The organism is Meridianimarinicoccus aquatilis (genome assembly GCF_004358675.1).
Taxonomy (GTDB): Bacteria; Pseudomonadota; Alphaproteobacteria; order Rhodobacterales; family Rhodobacteraceae; genus Meridianimarinicoccus; species Meridianimarinicoccus aquatilis.
This window is the reverse complement of sequence record NZ_SMZO01000009.1, coordinates 57,245-76,072: the sequence shown is the minus strand read 5'-3', so window position 1 is coordinate 76,072 and position 18,828 is coordinate 57,245. Positions and strand designations below refer to the sequence as shown.

The window sequence follows — 18,828 nt, the reverse complement described above, 5'->3', positions numbered from 1 at the left end:
CCAAACAAGCCCCATCTGCCCGCAACCAAGTCAAAACGGGAAAGCAAACTCGCTAGGGCAAATGGACCGCCAAAGCATCAATCCGCGCGTCGATTTCAGCAATTTGCGCCTGATATGCAGGCGTATCGACACCGCCGAAGCGTGCTTCAAACTCTGCTTCCGACATCTGTGATGGCAGGCCAGAAATTGCGGGCGCCACATCGCCTTCGCGCTTTATCTTCGCAACCAAGGCGGCGAGAGCGTCAGGCGATCCACCTGAAGCGCGTTCAATCAGGGCAATCCCGGCGCGGTCCATCGCTATGTCGTCAAAGGAATATCCCGACCCGCCCGACTTTCCTGCATCGAGCAACTCCTTGACTTCACCCATCCCGAATGAGGCGCCTGCACCGCCAGCCGCAGCCAACGCGGCAGATAAAGTAAAGTGCTGTCGCAAATCGTTTCGGCCTAATAATTGAGTCCCCGCGCAAGGCGATTGAACCTGAGGTGACGACAATTCTCCAACCACAGCCTCTAGCGCGCGGCGATCGCCGCAATGGGCACCCAGAGCGAGAAACGCTGCATCAAGATCGCTGCGCATGTCGGCAGTAGTTTCATGCTCGGCCTCCGCAACACGAGCGAGCGTAAACCGGATCCATGGCAAGCTAGAGCCGCTTGCCGGCAACTGGCCCTGTCGACCAGCGTCTGACATGGCATCATAATGCGCCGAGACCGCATCGGCGCTGCTCATTCCGGCGATCTGCCGAAACCCATCTTTGATTTTGTCAAACATTGGCGGCCCGCCTGCCGCACCGCCATCAAGTGTAAGAACGACCTTGCCTGACTCGGTGCTCAGACTTTCGATACTCCCCAACAACACCGACCCGACCTCACCGGGACCAGCCAAGTTCAAAACACCACGCAACGCGGCGACAGTAAGACCCGGCGGCAATGTCATCCGGCCAAGTTTGATCTCGGTAATCTCCAGTCCTTCTGCGGAAGGCGCCACCTGCGCCGTAAAATTGACCCATCCGAGATCTGCCAGTTTCGGAATTTGCCCTGAAACAAGAACGCGAACGCCGTTTTCATCGACAACGCTCATGCCGCGTAATGGCCGCACCAGCCGCGATGCTGCGGCGATCCCACTGTTCAATTCGGCCTGACTTGCAGAAATGTGCACCAAACCGTCCTGCGTCGGCGGCGCCTCCATTGCATCCCGCACACGTTTTGCAAACCCTCGCGCCTGAACCGCCATTTTCGGGTTCATCGTCGCTGATGTCGGCAAGATTGGGTCCGGCTGCAACGCTGCCCAACCGAAAACAAACGGCCCCACTAAACAGGCGAGAAGGACAATACGAAAAAAGAAACGGAACATCAGGAACTTCCTTGTTGCGATCCTTGCGATGCAACCAAGCTGCGAAGTATTGCACAAGCCCAAACATGCGTTCGGCTTTCAGAAACTCTTGCCTCGTGAGCGTTCTCGTCCGCCGCCAGCCTCGCAAGCGTCGACATGAGCAAAAGTTGACAGCCGCCTTCAGCCCACTTTCGGCGCGGATCGGGTCCAGATCCTGCAGCGCCGCGGTTAACCAATTCCTTAGGGTTTCTTTGACCCTGCGGCCTGTCATGCCTACCTAAGGGCGAGTTACCGAGTGGAGAGTGTTATGTTTGCCCTTAAGCCTTTTGCGACCGGAATTGCATTGTCGTGTGCGGCTATCCTGCCCGCCGCAGCGGCTACGTTGCCTGCAGCGGACATCCAGACGTTTGATCGCGGCGTCAGAGATGCTCAAATCAGCAGCCTGTACAGCAGCACAGTTGAGGATTTTGAAGTTTTCAGCGCTGGTGAATTGTCGGGCGCGCTGCGCACGTCGGTCGGCGTATTCAGCACAATCGGCGGGACCGGATCGGGCGGCACAGTAACCCATACCAGCGGCAATACCGGTAGCGATCTGTACGTCCGCGACAAACCAGTTTACGGGCGTATCAACACCACAACTGGTGGGTCTAATTTCCTCGACAGCAACGACACATCTGGCGTCGACTGGACGATTTCGGGATTTGGATTGTTTGACCGGATTTTCTTTACGCTCAGCGACATCGCAGATACCGGCGCCGACTTCTTGCTGACTGCTGGTGGCGAAAGCATCATGTCCGTGTCCGAGAAACGCCCCAACGGAGCCGTGGACATGATCATGCTCAGCTTCGAAACGGCAATCGACGAATTGACGCTGACGTTCTCTCACGATCGTCTGAACGATGGCTTCGGGATTGATGATGCGGGCTTCGGGCTAAGCACACCCGGCATGTCGAACCCACCGAGCGCAGTACCGCTGCCAACAAGCATCGCTTTTCTCTTGGCAGGCACAGCAGCCTTGGCCGGATTGCGCCAACACGGGCGACGCAAGGAAAGCTGATCCCAAGCGCAGTTCGACATCACCAAGTCTAACTGTCATCTAATCAGTTTGCGAAATAGGACACCGGTGGCCTTCGTGCCGCCGGTGCTGTTGCAATGGGGCGTCACCGGCAATTGGTCACCGTGGGTACGGCTCTAACCTCTCGACAATTTGCGCGGCAGGTGTGACACACGGCTTATGAAAATTCGCCTCTTCGACCGAAAAAAGAACGAATCAAAACTGCCGTTCTTCACGCCGCAAGACCTCGTGAACATAAGGTGGTTTTGGAACAACTATCTAGTGCAGCGCACGCCATGGCTGCTTATCGTGCTTGGCCTGATTCTTGTTCAGGGCGTCGCCTATCAGCAGTTTCTGTCACTCACTGAAAGTGGTCTCAGGGTCATTTTTGATGAGGGCGTGATCACTGATCTCATTCAAGTGTGCGCAATCGTGTTCGGCCTTTTTACAGTGCGCGCCGTGACGTCTTATGTCGTTCCCCGGCTCTCAACATGGCTTGCAGCAAGCGCCGTAATGGAAATGAGGCGCGACCTGATCGAACACATGATGACGTTCGACCTATCGTATTTCGACCGCACCAGCCCAGGTGAAACAATCCTGCGACTGGTAAGTCAGGCCGAGGGTCTAAGTTCTTTTGTCGGCCAGGCAACGGTCAACGCAGTCCGCGATTTTGTGACCGTGATCATCGTTTCAGGCTATCTGATTTACAAAGCGCCGGTGCTTTTCGCGAGCGCCCTGGTAATCGCGCCCGCAATCATTCTGATCCTGCAGTTCGTTTCTCACAATATCAAGATGGTTCAGCGCAGCGCAGAAAACGCGCTTGGCGCATATATGAACACACTTGAAGAAACCGTGAACGGTATGCGCACGGTGAAAATTTCGAATCAAGAGAGGTTCGAAGAAGAGCGGTTGTTACGATCAACCTCTGAAATTCGTGCGCTTGCGATCCGACTGCAAGCCGCTCAGGCGACTGTTATGCCGGCCATCGATATCGCATCGGCCTTCGCCTATGCGCTGGTGATTGGGTTCGGCGGCTACATGGCGATCAGCCCAAGCTACGATATCGATGGCGCTGCAATCATCGCCTTCCTGATCGGCCTGGTCATGGTCTTCGATCCACTGCGGAACTTGGCTAAATTTTTCACCCAACTGCAGGCAAGCCTGATCCTGTTGGACGGTGTGAATGGCATGAACCGCATTAAACCGACGATCACAGATGTTGAAAAGCCGCTGGAATCTTTCGACACCACCGGCGAAATCCTTCTTTCTGACGTTACCTTTGCCTATTCGCCAGAATCGCCCCTCTTCGACAAGTTATCGATGGAATTCAGGGCCGGTGAACGCACCGCAATTGTCGGCGCGACCGGATCGGGAAAAACGACGATCCTCAGTCTTATCAGCCGCCTGTATGAAATCGAGTCCGGTAAAATCACAATTGGCGGCACCAATATTCAAGACATCCGGATCTCTAACCTGCGCGAGTCTTTCTCAGTCGTGGCTCAGGATATCGTGATCTTCAACGCATCGCTGTGGGAGAACATCAAGTATGTCCGCCCGCAATCGACCGATGAAGAAATCTGGGAAGCCGCAGAAGCCGCCGAGATCGCGGACCTGATCAGGTCACGCGGCGACATGCCCTTGGGTCCAAAAGGCGCTCAGTTGTCGGGTGGTCAGAAACAGCGGATCGCGATTGCTCGCGCGTTCCTCCGGAAGGCCCCGATCTTGCTGCTGGATGAGGCGACATCGGCCTTGGATCAGCGCACCGAAGAACGTGTGAAGCGCGCGCTTGCCCGTCTTGCCGAAGGCAAAACAACAATCATCGTGGCACACCGACTGTCCGCCATATCAGACGCAGATCGTATCTATGTTCTGGACCAAGGTCGCGCTGTTGAAAGCGGGACACACCAAGAATTGCTGGACATCGGCGGGCTGTATCACGGTATGTATTCGACCCAGAAAGGCGAGTATCACTAGCTTTTGCCGCGTCCTTCCGGGGCGGGTTCAGACAAGCGCAGGGCACCAAGATGGCATCTGCCATGATCCTATGGCCGTGTGCCCTGATGCCCCGCGCGCGGTGTTCGGAAACTGTTGAATACCCCAACCGGGCGGGCCGCAACCGAGGTGATGCAACTTGCGTCTTCACGACCGTCGGTCATGATCGCTTCGTCACAGTTTGTTTTATGTGGCAAATGATCAGGTCACATTCACGATCACCCCAAATCGAAAAACGGCGGCCCGCAGATATGGGACATGCCTTGGTGACCGGCCCACCTTCTCACGACGCAGCGTTGCTGCTTTTTTGACACCGCGTGCCAGGAACTGTCCAACTGCGCCGACGATGGCACGGCAGACTGTGGTCTGATCCACCTCTGTCCATGGAAAATGAACCGCTCAGTTCAGTTTACGGTTGACCCGCGCTGTAAGCCGCACATATCGGATATCATTCTGCATCCTGATCCGAGGAATGACATGTCGCACCCCTCACGCCCTGCCCGCCTGATGCGAGGCGGCTTCATCGCTCTTACTGCCACCGCGCTCGCTCTGGGGCTTGGCCTCGTTGGCACGCTCCCCGCGCAGGAGCCGGAACCAGAAGCCATTCTGCGGCCCGTCCGTCTGGTCACCGTTGAGCCGCCGCACAGCTCGGTTCAAAGGCAATTCTATGGGCAGGTCGTGGCGCGCCAGACAGTTGATCTGGCGTTTCAGGTGGGCGGGCAGCTCGTCCAATTGCCTGTGCTCAACGGTCAAACCGTGTCCGAAGGTGATCTGCTGGCGCAATTGGATCTGGAACCGTTCGAAAGGGCCGTTTCGCGGGCAGAATTGAACCTGACGCAAGCGCAGCGCGATTTCGACCGTGTCCAGAAACTGACGGAATCGAATGTCGCCTCGGAGGCGCGGTTTGACGAAGTACAAACGGCGTTGGATCTGTCGAAATTGGCCCTGCGTGAAGCGCGGGACGCGCGGGATGATGCCACGCTCAACGCATCGTTTGACGGGCTGGTCGCTCAGCGGCTTGTAGCGAACTACACGACAGTCGCTCAGGGCACCCCGGTTCTGCGGCTCCATGATATGTCACAGCCCCGCGTTGAAATCGACGTCCCGGAACGATTGTTCCGCAGCGCCGGGCGCTTGGATGGACTTACGTTCACCGCAGACCTTGGCGAAGGGTTTGTCGATATTCCACTGACGATCGCGGAATACACGGCAGAAACGCGCGGCGTTTCGCAAAGCTATGCCGTCGATCTTGCCATTCCGAACCTGGAGGGGTTCACCGCCCTGCCCGGCCGTACCGCGACGGTTGAAGCCTCGTTGCCGACAAGCGAAAACAGCACACTTGTGGTGCCAGTCACCGCCATGATCCATACGCCAGAACGCGCAACACAAGTCATGATTTTTGAACCCGCCGGCGCCCAAAGCGGCACGGTCCGCGCGATCCCTGTCACCATCCAGACCCGCGAAGGCGCTGATTTGGGCATTGCGCCGGGCGAAGCGTTGCAACCCGGAATGGAGATCGTGTCAGCCGGGGCCCATCTGTTGAGCGAAGGACAAACCGTGCGTCGCTTCACAGGATACCGGGAAGGCAACTAAAATGAACGGTATCGCAAGCTTTTCGATCCGGCAGCCTCTTTACACGTGGTTGCTGATCCTTTTTTGCCTTCTTGGCGGTCTTTGGGGGTTTTCGTCGGTTGGCCGATTGGAAGATCCCGCCTTTACCATCAAAACCGCGCTTGTCATCACCCCCTACCCCGGCGCGACCGCAGAAGAAGTGGCCACAGAAGTCAGCGAGCCCCTTGAATCCGCGATCCAGCAAATGGGCCAGATCGACACGATTTCATCACGCAACAGACCCGGCGTGTCACAAATCACTGTTGAAATCAAAACGACCTATGACGGCGATGAGTTACCACAAATCTGGGATGAACTGCGCAACCGTGTTGGCGATGCACAAAGCAGCCTCCCGCCGGGCGCGTCAACGTCCATCGTGAACGACGATTTCGGCGACGTGTACGGAATCCTCTACGCGGTGGCGACGCCGGGCTACAGCGATGCCGAAATCCACGACATTGCGACTTTCCTGCGACGTGAACTTTTGACCGTGGATGGTGTGGCGGCTGTGTCTGTTGATGGCCTTCCCGAAGAAGCGATCTTTGTCGAACCCGTGCGCAGACAACTCTTGAACACCGGAATTCCCCCGGCCGCCATCATTGAGGCGGTTTCAAACGCAGACACCCTGTCCGACGCAGGCAGCGTTACTGTTGGACCACGCAATGCGCAAATCGAAGCGCCGCAAGGCTATAACACCGTGGACCGTATCGCGGGGCTCACCCTTGGTGTTGGTGCAGAAATCCTGAACCTGTCAGATTTCGCCAACGTGCAGCGGGCACGCATAGACGATCCAGATCACATCTTGCGCCATGACGGGCACGAGGCATTCACACTTGGCGTGTCCGGCCTCAGTTCCGAAAACATTGTCGATGTTGGCAAACGGATAGATGCGAAACTGGCGGAACTCGAAGCACAAATTCCACTGGGTGTAGAGCTATCCCCGATCTACGAGCAGCACGTGGTTGTCGAAGAAGCCTCCAACGCGTTTCTGGTGTCGCTTGCCATGTCCGTGGCTATCGTGATCGTCATTCTGGCGCTGGCAATGGGTTGGCGCGCCGCAATCGTGGTTGGTGTCACGCTGCTTTTGACGGTGATCGCGACCTTCTTTTTCATGGCTGTTTTCGGGATCGAAATGGAACGGATCAGCCTTGGTGCATTGATCATTGCCATGGGGATGCTGGTGGATAACGCCATCGTGGTCGCCGAAGGCATGCAGGTGGAAATGCAGCGCGGCACACCGGGCGACGCCGCCGCTGATGATGTCGCGGGCAAGACGCAGATTCCATTGCTGGGCGCGACAATCATCGGGATCATGGCGTTTGCCGGGATTGGCCTTTCCCCCGATGCGACAGGTGAATTCCTGTTCTCACTGTTTGCGGTGATCGGTCTGTCGCTGCTTCTGTCATGGATCTTGGCTGTGACGGTAACCCCGCTACTCGCGCACTATTTCTTTCGCGTCGGCGCCGAAGGTAACACCGACGATGCATATGGCGGCGTCGTGTTCCGCGGCTATGCGGGGATTCTGCGGGCCGCACTCAAATTTCGCTGGCTGGTGATCCCCGCTTTGCTCGGCATAACGGTGGCCTGTTATGCCGCCTTTGGGATGGTCAAACAGCAATTTTTCCCGAACTCGAACACACCGATCTTCTATCTTGATTACAAGGCCGCCGAAGGGACAGACATTCGCGCGACAGCAGAGGGCATGGCCGAAATTGAAGCATGGTTGCTCGACCGGGACGATGTGCAGGCGGTAACCGCCACGATAGGCCAAGGGCTAGCCCGTTACATGCTGCCCTATAACCCGGAACAGCCAAACTCATCTTACGGGCAGTTTTTGATCCGCACGGCCACAAAGGAAGATATCCCGTCGCTCAGTGCAGATTTACAAGCATTTCTGGATGAAGCCGTGACCGACGCAGAAGTCAGGATTTCGCGCATCGTCTTTGGCCCCGGCGGCGGCGCGGATGTTGAGGCACGTTTCAGCGGCAAGGATGCCGACGAGTTGCGCAGGCTCGCAGCCCAAGCCGAAGCAATCTTCCGGGACCACACAGATCAGCTCACCCATGTTCGAACCAATTGGCGCGAACGCGAGATCACGGTGCAGCCGGTCTATGCAACAGACCGGGCACAGGCCTTGGGCGTGGCCCGCGAAGATGTGGCCGCCTCGCTGCTACTGGCAACTGATGGCGTACGGGCCGGAACATACCGGGAAGGCGACAGGTTGATACCGATCTACATTCGCACCCCAGAGATGGAACGCGAACAGGTCGGCGCGCTTTTGGATCAGATCGTTTGGTCTGACCCTGCACAAACCTATGTCCCGCTCAGTCAGGTCATGGATGGATTCGATCTTCGCGTACGCGATACGCTGATCCACCGCCGTGACCGAAGCGCCACGATCACGGTGCAGGCCGGTGCTGTCGATGGCGTCACCCCGGCCGAAGCCTTTGCCGAAGTCAGAGCTGAAATCGAAGCGATAGACCTACCCGTCGGCTACGAGCTTCAATGGGGGGGCGAGTACGAAAATTCCAGCGAGGCACAGGAAAGCCTTGGCAAGCAACTGCCGCTGTCCCTGATCGTGATGGTTCTGATCTCAGTCCTGCTGTTTGGCAAGCTGCGTCAACCTTTGGTGATCTGGCTCTTGGTGCCAATGTCGGTCAACGGCGTTGCATTGGGGCTTTTGGGAACCGGGCTGCCGTTTTCCTTCACAGCGCTTCTTGGGCTTCTCAGCTTGTCTGGGATGTTGATCAAGAACGGCATCGTTCTGGTCGAAGAGATTGACTTGCGACGGGCCGAAGGCGGTGACCCGGATGCTGCAATCGTCAATGCGTCAGTGTCGCGACTGCGGCCTGTCGTTCTGGCGGCGGCAACGACGATCTTGGGCATGATCCCCCTGCTCAGCGATGCGTTCTTTGCGTCCATGGCGGTCACGATCATGGGGGGTCTAGCGTTTGCATCTGTCCTGACGTTGATCGCGGCACCGGTATTCTACCGCACGCTGATCCCGGGAACAAAAGCCGCGTAAACCGCATGACAAACACGCGCACCGCAGGCGTCCCGCTTGCGGTGCGAACCCGAGTGTTGACCTGCAGCGTTGTTCGACCAATGCTTGGGTCATGCGCCTAGTGTTCAATTGTCTTGCCGCCGCCCTGATTGCAGGCTGCCTTCCGGTCACAGCTTCGGCGGCATGTCGGCTCGCGCTTGTACTGGCACTGGACGTTTCGTCGTCCGTCGACGCTCGTGAGGACAGTCTGCAACGCAATGGGTTGGCAGCGGCGCTGGCCTCCCCCGAAGTTCAGGCTGCGATCTTGTCCGATCCCGGATACTATGTCGCGCTTCAAGTATTCGAATGGTCCGGCCGGTATCAGCAATCCACCATGATTGACTGGCGTGCCCTGCGCAGTTCCGAAGACATCACCGACGCGGCTGCCGCGATAGCCGAAAGCACCCGCCGCCATGCCAATTTTCCAACGGCCCTTGGCTATGCGTTGGGGCACGCCTCGACAATGCTGGCCGACGCCCCCCCGTGCGAGCGAAAGACTGTGGACGTCTCTGGCGATGGGCGCAACAATGCAGGCTTTGGCCCCAAGACAGCTTACGCGCACTTCCCCTTCGATGATGTGACCGTCAACGGGTTGGCCATTGGCGGCAATATGGAAGGCCTGAAACAGTATTATGAAACCGAAGTCATTCGCGGCCCATTTGCCTTTGTCGAAACAGCCACGGACTTTGACGACTTTGAGCGCGCGATGAAACGCAAGCTGATCCGCGAGACGAATGTGCCCGGATTGGGCATGTTAGCGCCAGAAACAGGCACGCGGCTTCGATAAAGCGCCCTCGTTATGTCCTGCGGGAAATAACGCTTGTCTTTGCAGCCCACGCTTTGCGATACGTAATGAAACATTCGCAATTCAGGATACATCAATGCGTGCCCGCTCGTTCAGCCCTTTGATCCGCGCCAGTCTGGCGGTTTTGGCGCTGGCGATCTTTGCGAACGCTGCACGGGCCAATGACACCATCCTTGTCTATGCTGCCGCCAGCCTGACAGGTGTGATGCAGGATCTCACCCCCCTTTGGACCGAAGCGACCGGCGGTGCGTTGAAAGTCTCGTTGGCGGGAAGTTCGGTTCTGGCGCGGCAAATCCAGCAAGGCGCACCCGCCGATGTGTTCATCTCGGCCAACGCCGATTGGATGGATGTTCTGGAACAAGATGCGTTGATTGTCGGCGGCACGCGCCGCGATCTGGTCGGGAACACGCTGGCCCTGATCGCGCATGACCCATCAATCCCTGCGCAATCGATTGGGCCCGAGCTTGACCTGATAAACTTGCTGGCGGGGGGGCGGTTGGCCATGGCCTTGGTCGATGCAGTCCCCGCCGGGATTTACGGCAAGACAGCTTTGACGAAACTGGGCCTTTGGGCGGACCTTGCCCCGCATGTGGCCCAAACCGACAATGTGCGCACCGCATTGGCACTGGTGGCCAGCGGTGCGGCCCCCCTGGGGATCGTGTACGCCACAGATGCCCAAGCCGAACCGCGCGTGCACATGATCGGCACATTCCCGGAAACTCTGCACCCGGCAATCCGGTATCCCGCTGCGGCCATCAACCAACCAGACCCGGCACCTGCGCTGGCCTTTCTGAACTTCCTGCAATCCGGCCCTGCACGCACCGTCTTTGCGCAGCGCGGGTTCCAAGTGCCGGGGAACTAGGGGATCATGGCGGGGTGGCTCGGTCCAGAGGAATGGCAGGCCGTCGCCTTGTCGCTGCGCGTGGCGCTATGGGCCACGGGACTGAGCCTGCCTTTTGGCATCGCTGTGGCGTGGGTGCTGGCGCGGCGCGATTTTCCTGGCAAACAAATCTTGAACGGGCTGGTGCATCTGCCGCTGATCATGCCGCCCGTTGTCACCGGGTATCTGTTGCTTTTGACCTTCGGCACACAAGGCCCGGTTGGGGCCGCCTTGCAGGACTGGTTCGGTATCGTGCTGGCCTTTCGCTGGACCGGCGCGGCGCTAGCCGCCGCTGTGATGGCCTTCCCGTTGATGGTGCGCGCGATCCGTCTGTCGATTGAAGCCGTCGACCCCAAACTGGAACAAGCCGCTGGCACGCTGGGCGCATCCGGACCTTGGGTGTTTTTGACCGTGACTTTACCCCTGATCCTGCCCGGTGTGCTGGCAGGCGCAGTTTTGGCGTTCGCCAAAGCGATGGGAGAGTTCGGCGCAACCATCACCTTCGTATCCAACATCCCCGGCGAGACGCGCACACTGCCCACGGCGATCTATACCTTCCTGCAAGTGCCCGGCGGCGAAAGCGCGGCGCTGCGGCTGGTCGTGATTTCGGTCATCATCGCGATGGGCGCTTTGCTCTTGTCCGAAGGCCTGGCCACTCGCATGGCGCGGCGGATATCGGGCGCATGAGTGTCGAAATCGCCCTGCGCCACAAGCAAGGGGCCTTTCGGCTGGCTGTGGACATGCACACGCCCGGAGGGGTAACCGCCCTGTTTGGTCGGTCCGGGGCAGGCAAAACCACGGTCGTCAACGCCGTCGCCGGGCTGCTCAGACCCGAGGCGGGGCGGATCGTCATAGACGGCGAAGTTCTGACCGACACGCAGCGCGGGGTGTTTGAACCGCCCCACCGCCGCCGCGTCGGGTATGTCTTTCAAGAGGGCCGTATTTTTCCCCATCTCAGCGTCCGAGGAAACCTTTTGTATGGTCGCTGGTTCGCCAAGCGCGGGACCCGCGGGCCAGAGATCGATCATATTGTCGATATGCTTGGGCTTGGCAAACTGCTGGAACGTCGCCCGACTGCACTGTCTGGGGGCGAGAAGCAGCGCGTCGCCATCGGCCGCGCATTGCTGTCGGACCCCCGCCTGCTGTTGATGGACGAACCTTTGGCCGCGCTGGATGATACGCGAAAGGCGCAGATTCTGCCCTATCTCGAACGCATTCGCGACGAAGCGCAACTGCCCATTTTATATGTCAGCCATTCGGTCGCAGAAGTGGCCCGGCTGGCGACCAGCGTCGCTGTGCTGCATGGCGGGTCACTGGTGCGGTGCGGGCCGGTGGCCGATGTGCTGTCAGACCCGTCGGCGGTGCGGGCGCTTGGCGTGCGCGAGGCTGGCGCGATCCTGATCGGCCGCGTGGCAGGGCATGACAGCGATGGGCTTACCCGCATCACTGTCAGCGCCGGTGAGGTGTTTCTTCCCCAAATCGATGCCACACTCGGCAGCATGATCCGTGTGCGCGTCGAAGCACAGGACGTGATGATTGCACGCGAACCACCCAAAAACATCTCGGCCCTGAACATCTTACCGGTGGAAATCATCGCTTTGCGCGGCGGGGCCGGCCCGGGGATCGTTGTACAGCTTGGTTCAGGCGATGACCGTTTGTTGGCGCGCATCACCCGCAGGTCCGCAACAGCGCTTGACCTGACGCCGGGCCTTCAATGCTATGCGGTCGTCAAGTCCATGTCGGTCGCGCGCTGGGACGTCGGATCGCAAGGGGTTTAGACAGGCTTAGCTGTCATCCGCTGCTTGTACCCCGTAACTTGCGAACCCCAAGGCCGTCTCTGCGATCTCGGCATCACTGAGCACATGACCGCCACCAATGGCCAACGCGTGATAATATTGATGTGCCAGCGCCTCAAGCTCCACGGCGAGCCACATGGCGCGGGTCAGATCCGCACCGCCCACGACCATGCCGTGATTGGCCATAAGGCACCCATTGCGTCCCTCAAGGGCAGCGACGACGTAATCCGACAACTCCGCTGTCCCATAGCGCGCATACTCGGCCACACGAATGTCAGGCCCGCCAAACGCAGCGATCATATAGTGAATGGCAGGGATGGGCCGACGTGCCACCGCCAGAATGGTGCTGAAGGGCGCATGTGTATGGACCACTGCCCCCATATCCAGTCGGGCGCGCAGTATATCGCGGTGAAACCGCCATTCCGATGACGGTTTGCGCGGCCCCTCCCAAGCGCCATCGGGATCATCCAAAGGCATCCGGGCGATCATATCCGGCGTCATCTCGTCATAGCCGACCGCAGAGGGCGTGATCAGCATCACACGGCCTGACCGCACTGACACATTGCCAGACGCCCCCCGGTTCAACCCGTCACGATCAAGTTGGCGGCAAGCCGCCACGATGGCAACGCGAGCGTCATGGTCAGATTCAGTCATCCGGTTGGGCCTTTGTCGAAGTGTCGATTTTTCGACGGACTTGAATCCCGCTGTCGGACAGACTGCAACGCGGCTAACCTTCGCCCTGCACAATAGTCAGATCTGCGGGGCGGCTATGGTCCCGCATACGCCGACCGTTGGGCAAGTCGTTTCCGTCCAACTTGTGGGCTATGGCCGCGTCATCAAGGCCGAAGTGCACCCACCGCTGGGTTAACCTACGGCGTAGTTCGTCTTCAGGCACATCAATCATCACGGTTAAATCGAACATCCCGGCCAGTTGGCTCCACGGGGCTTCGTCCAACAGAAGGTAATTCCCCTCGGCCAAAATCAGTCGGGCTTCCGGCGGTATCAGCCGCGCACTGCCGCGCGAAATTTCCAACGCACGGTCGAAAACCGGCACGGCAACAGGATTCTCGTCAGCCGCCCGCAAGCGCATAAGCGCGGAGCGAAAGCCGCCAACGTCGAACGTGTCTGGCGCCCCCTTCCAAGGCAGACGATTCATCTGCCGCAAAACGGCATCATCATAATGGAACCCGTCCATCGGCAGAACAGTCGCTCTGCCGGGCTCGGATGCGTTCAAGGCCTGCTCCAACCCTTCGGCAAGTGTGGATTTTCCAGACCCAGGCGCCCCAACAATGGCAACGACCCGGCGCGTAACCCCATCATCAAGCGCCGCAATACGGCCGACCAAGGCGGTCTGACTGATCCGCTCCGGAACCTGGAATGTTTTGAGTGACGTCATAGGGCTTCCGAAGTTTTGTGCGTGGTCATGCTCGGCTTTAACTCTAGCCACCGCTTTAGCAGAACACAAAGCGGATCTCGGCCTGCCAACCAAGACGCCTCAAAACCTTTTGCGCACTTGCCCAAATTTGCTTTCCTCCCTTCCCGAGAAAGGATCGCGATATCAAACTTTGGGATCAAACGCCCTAAACGCGACGCGCCGACAGCAACATCGCCAGATGCGGAGGGATGAAACAATTTTCGCAACTGAGGCCATAGGACGCCCACCCTTCCCGTCACGTGTGCCGTCCTTCTGAACTCGGTGTTGCGGCAAAACCCGTGCAGGACAAAAAACACTCTCCCTTCATTGGCCCATGTTGCCTTGCACCTTCGCGCTGTGGTCTATCGATACCAACACGATCGACCTGCCTCTGAAAGTGAATCGACATGACCCGATATATGCTGTGCGTTCTTCTGCTTATATCCGGATGCGGTGCCGCTTACATTGCGCCTTCGGTTGAACCAGCTTCCCGCAACGAGTCTGCCCCTGTTGATATCGTTGTCGTTTCTATGACTCCGCAAGCTATCGCCGCTGCGAATGCATCCCCCTATTCGCCCCGCCGTGTTCCGGGGGCGTTTGGGCAGACGGCAAGCGTTCCAAACCGTGCTGACCAACTGGATTTGCCGCAAACTCCTGGCCGTCCTGTGGACCGACCCACCGCGCTGGAATTGCGCGTTCCCCCGGCTGTAACGCCAGCGTCTTACCGCATCGGCATTTCTGATGTGCTTTTGCTCGCGACACGCGCGCCTGCCACAGAAGCCGAAGCTTTGACCGGGATTCTGGCCGCACAAAACCAGCGGCAAGGGTACACAGTGCAGGATGACGGGACGATCGCCATTCCCAATGCCGGGCGTGTGCAGGTGGCCGGCCGCACCGTGGAGGATGCAGAGGCAATGGTGTTCCAGGCTCTTGTCGCGGCAGAACTGGACCCAACTTTCAGCCTTGAAATCGCCGAGTTCAATTCAAAGCGGGTTTCCATCGGCGGCGCCGTAGGCCAACCTGCCTTGGTCCCGATTACCCTGCAACCACTGCGCCTTGGCGAGGCGCTTCAACTGGCCGGCGGTATCGTTGCCGTCGATCAGGACTATGCCTCTATTCGATTGTTTCGGAATGGCACGCTCTACCAGATCCCGCTGAACGATTTTTATACTCAAAGCCGCTTGCAGCGCATTGTCCTGACCGAAGGCGATGCTGTTTTTGTAGATACGCAATACGAACTGGACCGGGCGCAACAGTACTTCACGGACCAATTAGCGCTTGTTGAGGCCGAAAATTCCGCCCGCGCCAACGTTCTCAATCAGCTTCAAACCGAATTCACTATCCGGCGCGAGCAGCTTCAGGAACAGCGCGACAACTTCGCCGCACTGACCGAGTTAGACGCCCTAGAGCGCGACTATGTCTATCGGTCCGGCGAATTGGTCCGGCAGAGCCGTATCGCTTTGCCGTATGGTCGTGTCGCCAACCTGGCTGATGCGATCTATGCGGAAGGTGGGTTCGACAACGCCCGCGGGAACCCGTCGCAGATTTACCTTTTGCGCGGATTTGGGACATCAGCAGGTGTGCGCGCCTATCATCTTGACGCTCGCAACCCCGGCAACCTGATCCTTGCGACGCACATGCAACTGCGGCCCAACGATTTCATCTTCATCGAAGAGCAGCCAATCACCAAATGGAACCGCGTTGTGTCGCAATTCGTGCCAAGCCTGTTCAACCAAGCTGCATCCTTATCCACCGGGCTTTAACGTCGCCTGACGATCGTCCTTCAAGGTCGGTAAGAATTGGCCTAGGTAGCCATGGGCTTCGGGTACCTATCCAAGTGGCTCAATGAAATCGCAACAGTCGCACAACCTTTCGCGCGGCGGGACATCTCGCCGCTGAACCGCGAATTACTTCTGTTTGCTTCCTGGCGTCACAAGCCTCAAGGCGACTTTTCGACTGGCTGCTTGCGGCCATCTTTACGGTGCTGAACCCGCTCGTCGCTTCGCAGGATACAATTTCAAGCGAATGGAATGAATGGCACACCACTACGGTAGGCCAATCAGGTCTGGCGCAAGCCCGCGCACGCACGTATGGCCTGCGCCATGAGAAATCCCAATTGGCCCAACACTGCACCGACAGCCTTTGATCGCTATGAGGCAATCAAACCCCGCTCGCCCCTGTCCCCCCAGTTTTCCGCCCGCGCACAGACCGGCGCGAGCTTGGTAGACACACTTGATGCCTATGACGCCTACGTACTTGATGCGTACGGTGTGTTGGTGGTCGGTGATCAGCCAATCCCGGGCGCGGCAACCCGTATTGCGCAGTTGCGTAAGGCCGGCAAATCAGTCTGTGTATTGACGAACGGGTCCAGCTACCCGCGCGCGCGTGCCTTACAGAAATACCACGCGCTCGGGTTCGATTTCGCAGCACACGAGGTCGTCAGCAGCCGCGACGTAGCGGCTGAGCAGATGGCGGCTATTGCGCCAGAGGCAAGGTGGGCAGGAATAGCGCTGGCCGAGGACGATTTCAGCGATATCGAAGCACATATCGAAGATCTTCTGGCCGATGATCAGCTTTGGGACACGGCCGACGCGTTCGCGTTCCTGTCTTCCGACCGCTGGAATGATGCACTTCAGGATCGGCTGTGCGCCGCTCTGGACCGCCGACCGCGCCCGCTCTTGATTGCAAATCCAGATCTTGTTGCGCCGAATCTGGACGGTTTAAGCATTGAGCCAGGTTGGTTTGCCCACGACGTTTGGGATCGCACGGGCCAAGCCCCCATTTTTCATGGCAAACCCTATGGTTCAGCCTTTGACGCGGTCGCCACCCGTATGGATGTCTCCCGCGCGGCGATGGTTGGTGACACTTTGCACACCGACATCGTGGGGGGCGCGGCAGCCGGGCTTGGTACAGTGTTGGTGACCGGTTTGGGATTGTTCGCCGGGCATGATGTACAAGGCTTCATTGATGCGTCGGGCATTGTACCAGATTGGGTTGTTCCCACGACGTGACGCACGCCACGTGGGTTGACGACGACAAAACAATTCCATATTTCCTGAAATATGGAAAAGACAGCAGTCCTTGATGCGCTGGCAGCGCTGGCACAGCCCACCCGATTGGATGTGGTCCGCCTGTTGATGCAAGCTGGACCAGACACCGGGATGGCGGCTGGAGACATTGCCCATGCGCTGGATGCCCGTGCCAACACTTTGTCTGCGAACCTGTCGATCCTCTTGAATGCCGGGTTGGTGCGCAAAGAGCGGATCGGCCGATCAATCAGATACTATCCTGAAATAGAAACCATGCGCGGACTTCTTGGGTTTCTTCTGGAAGATTGCTGTGGCGGCAATCCAGCTTTGTGCCGCCCGCTGCTCGACACACTCACCGACGATTGCCCCCCTCAGAAAAGAGACCGCCGAGATGACCACCAACACTGAAGCCGCAGCCGCAGGGCTTGGCACCTTTGAACGCTGGCTATCGCTTTGGGTGGCGCTGGCAATTGCCGCAGGCTTGGGCCTTGGTGTGCTGATGCCCGGGCTGTTCAGCACATTGGCTGAACTGGAATTTGCAAGCGTGAACCTGCCTGTGGCTCTGCTGATCTGGGCCATGGTTTTCCCGATGATGGTTGGTGTGGATATGAGCGCCCTGCGCCATATTGGGGACCGTCCCAAAGGGCTGATCATCACTTTGGCGGTGAATTGGCTCATCAAGCCCTTCACGATGGCGGCGCTTGGCGTGCTGTTTTTCAACTACGTGTTTGCAGGGCTGATCCCTCCGGATGACGCACAGGCCTATCTGGCCGGTGTAATCCTGTTGGGCGCGGCCCCCTGCACGGCGATGGTCTTTGTCTGGTCCCAACTCACTCGCGGGGATGCGACCTACACGCTGGTACAAGTCAGTGTGAATGACGTGATCATGGTGTTCGCCTTTGCCCCTATCGTCGCATTCCTGCTCGGTGTCAGCGATATTGTCGTGCCCTATCAAACACTGATCACGTCAGTCGTTCTGTACATACTGATACCACTGGCCGCAGGCGTGCTGGTACGTCAACGACTGATGGAGATGGGCGGGCAAGCGGCGGTTGACCGTTTCCGCGACCGGATCAAACCCATAACTGTTCTGGGCCTGCTTATCACTGTCGTGTTGCTGTTCGGATTTCAGGGCAATGTCATCCTTGAGCGGCCTTTGATCATCGCTTTGATCGCCGTCCCGCTGTTGCTGCAATCCTATGGTATCTTCTTTGTGGCATACCTCGCCGCCCGCATCTGGCGCGTTCCGTTCAACGTCGCCGCGCCCTGTGCTTTGATCGGCACATCGAATTTCTTTGAACTGGCCGTTGCAGTCGCCATCAGCCTGTTCGGGCTCGGATCGGGCGCAGCGCTGGCAACTGTCGTCGGCGTGTTGGTCGAAGTGCCGGTGATGCTGTCACTCGTCGCCTATGCCAACCGCACCCGCCACTGGTTTCCCGAAGCATGAGCGTCGTCATCTATCATAACCCCGATTGTGGCACGTCGCGAAATGTTTTGGCCTTGCTGCGTGCCGCCGATTACGCGCCGGTGGTTGTGCCGTATCTCGATACCGGATGGACGCGTCCGCAGCTTTTGGGTTTGTTCGCTGCCGCCGGTCTAACACCGCGCGACGCGCTGAGGGTCCGCCGTTCGCCTGCCGACGTCCTGGGATTGCTGGACCCTGACATCAGCGACGACGCGCTCCTCGACGCTATGTTAATTTATCCGATCCTTGTGAACCGGCCTATCGTGTGTACTCCGCTCGGGGTGCGCCTGTGCCGACCCGCTGAAACGGCCCTTGATCTTATGGCCCATTGGCCGAATGGCCCCTACCATAAGGAAGACGGCACCTTGATTTTAAACACGGATGGAGAGCGCGTTGCCTGACCTTACCC

Annotated in this window: 16 protein-coding genes; 13 read left to right on the top strand and 3 right to left on the bottom strand. The window is 58.5% G+C overall.

The features are described 5' to 3' along the window. Window positions 1-52 precede the first annotated feature (52 nt). Window positions 53-1,351 (bottom strand): hypothetical protein, encoded by a 1,299-nt coding sequence (locus E2L05_RS05755; protein WP_133341944.1) that lies wholly within the window; start codon window positions 1,349-1,351, stop codon window positions 53-55. Between the two features lie 286 nt (window positions 1,352-1,637). On the opposite strand from E2L05_RS05755, the gene E2L05_RS05750 reads away from it, so the two are divergent. The 8 genes from E2L05_RS05750 to modC all read left to right on the top strand — a co-directional run bounded on the left by E2L05_RS05750 (window position 1,638) and on the right by modC (window position 12,493). Continuing rightward, complete coding sequence (locus tag E2L05_RS05750) at window positions 1,638-2,387, top strand: hypothetical protein (RefSeq protein WP_133341943.1); 750 nt, start codon at window positions 1,638-1,640, stop codon at window positions 2,385-2,387. 177 nt (window positions 2,388-2,564) lie between these two features. Further along, window positions 2,565-4,358: an ABC transporter ATP-binding protein gene (locus tag E2L05_RS05745; RefSeq protein ID WP_133341942.1), complete on the top strand. Its 1,794-nt coding sequence runs from the start codon at window positions 2,565-2,567 to the stop codon at window positions 4,356-4,358. Window positions 4,359-4,853: 495 nt separating this feature from the next. Beyond that, window positions 4,854-5,969 (top strand): efflux RND transporter periplasmic adaptor subunit, encoded by a 1,116-nt coding sequence (locus tag E2L05_RS05740; RefSeq protein WP_165971697.1) that lies wholly within the window; start codon window positions 4,854-4,856, stop codon window positions 5,967-5,969. A 1-nt stretch (window position 5,970) separates the two neighbouring features. Then, window positions 5,971-9,012 (top strand): efflux RND transporter permease subunit, encoded by a 3,042-nt coding sequence (locus E2L05_RS05735; protein ID WP_133341940.1) that lies wholly within the window; start codon window positions 5,971-5,973, stop codon window positions 9,010-9,012. A 91-nt stretch (window positions 9,013-9,103) separates the two neighbouring features. Continuing rightward, window positions 9,104-9,817 (top strand): DUF1194 domain-containing protein, encoded by a 714-nt coding sequence (locus E2L05_RS05730; protein WP_133341939.1) that lies wholly within the window; start codon window positions 9,104-9,106, stop codon window positions 9,815-9,817. A 94-nt stretch (window positions 9,818-9,911) separates the two neighbouring features. After that, the gene (modA, locus tag E2L05_RS05725) at window positions 9,912-10,697 is read left to right on the top strand and encodes a molybdate ABC transporter substrate-binding protein (protein WP_133341938.1); all 786 of its coding nucleotides are present in this window, start codon (window positions 9,912-9,914) and stop codon (window positions 10,695-10,697) included. Window positions 10,698-10,703: 6 nt separating this feature from the next. After that, window positions 10,704-11,402 carry a molybdate ABC transporter permease subunit gene (gene modB / locus E2L05_RS05720; protein WP_133341937.1) on the top strand — a complete coding sequence of 233 codons (699 nt, stop codon included), beginning with the start codon at window positions 10,704-10,706 and terminating at the stop codon, window positions 11,400-11,402. Beyond that, window positions 11,399-12,493, top strand: coding sequence for a molybdenum ABC transporter ATP-binding protein (modC, locus tag E2L05_RS05715; RefSeq protein ID WP_133341936.1), 1,095 nt, complete (start codon window positions 11,399-11,401; stop codon window positions 12,491-12,493). Before modB ends, modC begins: the two co-directional genes overlap by 4 nt. Window positions 12,494-12,499: 6 nt before the next feature. Here modC and E2L05_RS05710 read toward each other — a convergent pair whose 3' ends face one another. Both E2L05_RS05710 and E2L05_RS05705 read right to left on the bottom strand, forming a co-directional pair. Next, entirely contained in the window at window positions 12,500-13,165 is a 666-nt protein-coding gene (locus E2L05_RS05710) for a class II aldolase/adducin family protein (RefSeq protein ID WP_133341935.1), read from the bottom strand. 73 nt (window positions 13,166-13,238) lie between these two features. Beyond that, the gene (locus E2L05_RS05705) at window positions 13,239-13,907 is read right to left on the bottom strand and encodes a nucleoside triphosphate hydrolase (RefSeq protein WP_133341934.1); all 669 of its coding nucleotides are present in this window, start codon (window positions 13,905-13,907) and stop codon (window positions 13,239-13,241) included. A gap of 425 nt (window positions 13,908-14,332) precedes the next feature. Here E2L05_RS05705 and E2L05_RS05700 point away from each other — a divergent pair, with 425 nt between their 5' ends. The 5 genes from E2L05_RS05700 (at window position 14,333) to E2L05_RS05680 (ending at window position 18,820) form a co-directional block, all read left to right on the top strand. Continuing rightward, window positions 14,333-15,688: a polysaccharide biosynthesis/export family protein gene (locus E2L05_RS05700; protein ID WP_243721885.1), complete on the top strand. Its 1,356-nt coding sequence runs from the start codon at window positions 14,333-14,335 to the stop codon at window positions 15,686-15,688. A 339-nt stretch (window positions 15,689-16,027) separates the two neighbouring features. Further along, a complete protein-coding gene (locus tag E2L05_RS05695; protein WP_133341933.1) occupies window positions 16,028-16,936 on the top strand; it encodes an HAD-IIA family hydrolase in 909 nt (302 codons plus the stop codon). A 51-nt stretch (window positions 16,937-16,987) separates the two neighbouring features. Further along, a complete protein-coding gene (locus E2L05_RS05690) occupies window positions 16,988-17,362 on the top strand; it encodes an ArsR/SmtB family transcription factor (protein WP_133341932.1) in 375 nt (124 codons plus the stop codon). Continuing rightward, the gene (arsB, locus tag E2L05_RS05685; RefSeq protein WP_133341931.1) at window positions 17,346-18,401 is read left to right on the top strand and encodes an ACR3 family arsenite efflux transporter; all 1,056 of its coding nucleotides are present in this window, start codon (window positions 17,346-17,348) and stop codon (window positions 18,399-18,401) included. Before E2L05_RS05690 ends, arsB begins: the two co-directional genes overlap by 17 nt. Beyond that, window positions 18,398-18,820 carry an arsenate reductase family protein gene (locus tag E2L05_RS05680; RefSeq protein WP_133341930.1) on the top strand — a complete coding sequence of 141 codons (423 nt, stop codon included), beginning with the start codon at window positions 18,398-18,400 and terminating at the stop codon, window positions 18,818-18,820. The genes arsB and E2L05_RS05680 overlap by 4 nt, the downstream gene beginning before the upstream one ends. Window positions 18,821-18,828: the final 8 nt, after the last annotated feature.

What these genes read in the sequence shown, in the direction of transcription:
- E2L05_RS05755 (WP_133341944.1), bottom strand. Translation starts at nt 1,351, where the DNA reads ATGTTCCGTTTCTTTTTTCGTATTGTCCTTCTCGCCTGTTTAGTGGGG.
- E2L05_RS05750 (WP_133341943.1), top strand. Translation starts at nt 1,638, where the DNA reads ATGTTTGCCCTTAAGCCTTTTGCGACCGGAATTGCATTGTCGTGTGCG.
- E2L05_RS05745 (WP_133341942.1), top strand. Translation starts at nt 2,565, where the DNA reads ATGAAAATTCGCCTCTTCGACCGAAAAAAGAACGAATCAAAACTGCCG.
- E2L05_RS05740 (WP_165971697.1), top strand. Translation starts at nt 4,854, where the DNA reads ATGTCGCACCCCTCACGCCCTGCCCGCCTGATGCGAGGCGGCTTCATC.
- E2L05_RS05735 (WP_133341940.1), top strand. Translation starts at nt 5,971, where the DNA reads ATGAACGGTATCGCAAGCTTTTCGATCCGGCAGCCTCTTTACACGTGG.
- E2L05_RS05730 (WP_133341939.1), top strand. Translation starts at nt 9,104, where the DNA reads ATGCGCCTAGTGTTCAATTGTCTTGCCGCCGCCCTGATTGCAGGCTGC.
- modA (WP_133341938.1), top strand. Translation starts at nt 9,912, where the DNA reads ATGCGTGCCCGCTCGTTCAGCCCTTTGATCCGCGCCAGTCTGGCGGTT.
- modB (WP_133341937.1), top strand. Translation starts at nt 10,704, where the DNA reads ATGGCGGGGTGGCTCGGTCCAGAGGAATGGCAGGCCGTCGCCTTGTCG.
- modC (WP_133341936.1), top strand. Translation starts at nt 11,399, where the DNA reads ATGAGTGTCGAAATCGCCCTGCGCCACAAGCAAGGGGCCTTTCGGCTG.
- E2L05_RS05710 (WP_133341935.1), bottom strand. Translation starts at nt 13,165, where the DNA reads ATGACTGAATCTGACCATGACGCTCGCGTTGCCATCGTGGCGGCTTGC.
- E2L05_RS05705 (WP_133341934.1), bottom strand. Translation starts at nt 13,907, where the DNA reads ATGACGTCACTCAAAACATTCCAGGTTCCGGAGCGGATCAGTCAGACC.
- E2L05_RS05700 (WP_243721885.1), top strand. Translation starts at nt 14,333, where the DNA reads ATGACCCGATATATGCTGTGCGTTCTTCTGCTTATATCCGGATGCGGT.
- E2L05_RS05695 (WP_133341933.1), top strand. Translation starts at nt 16,028, where the DNA reads ATGAGAAATCCCAATTGGCCCAACACTGCACCGACAGCCTTTGATCGC.
- E2L05_RS05690 (WP_133341932.1), top strand. Translation starts at nt 16,988, where the DNA reads ATGGAAAAGACAGCAGTCCTTGATGCGCTGGCAGCGCTGGCACAGCCC.
- arsB (WP_133341931.1), top strand. Translation starts at nt 17,346, where the DNA reads ATGACCACCAACACTGAAGCCGCAGCCGCAGGGCTTGGCACCTTTGAA.
- E2L05_RS05680 (WP_133341930.1), top strand. Translation starts at nt 18,398, where the DNA reads ATGAGCGTCGTCATCTATCATAACCCCGATTGTGGCACGTCGCGAAAT.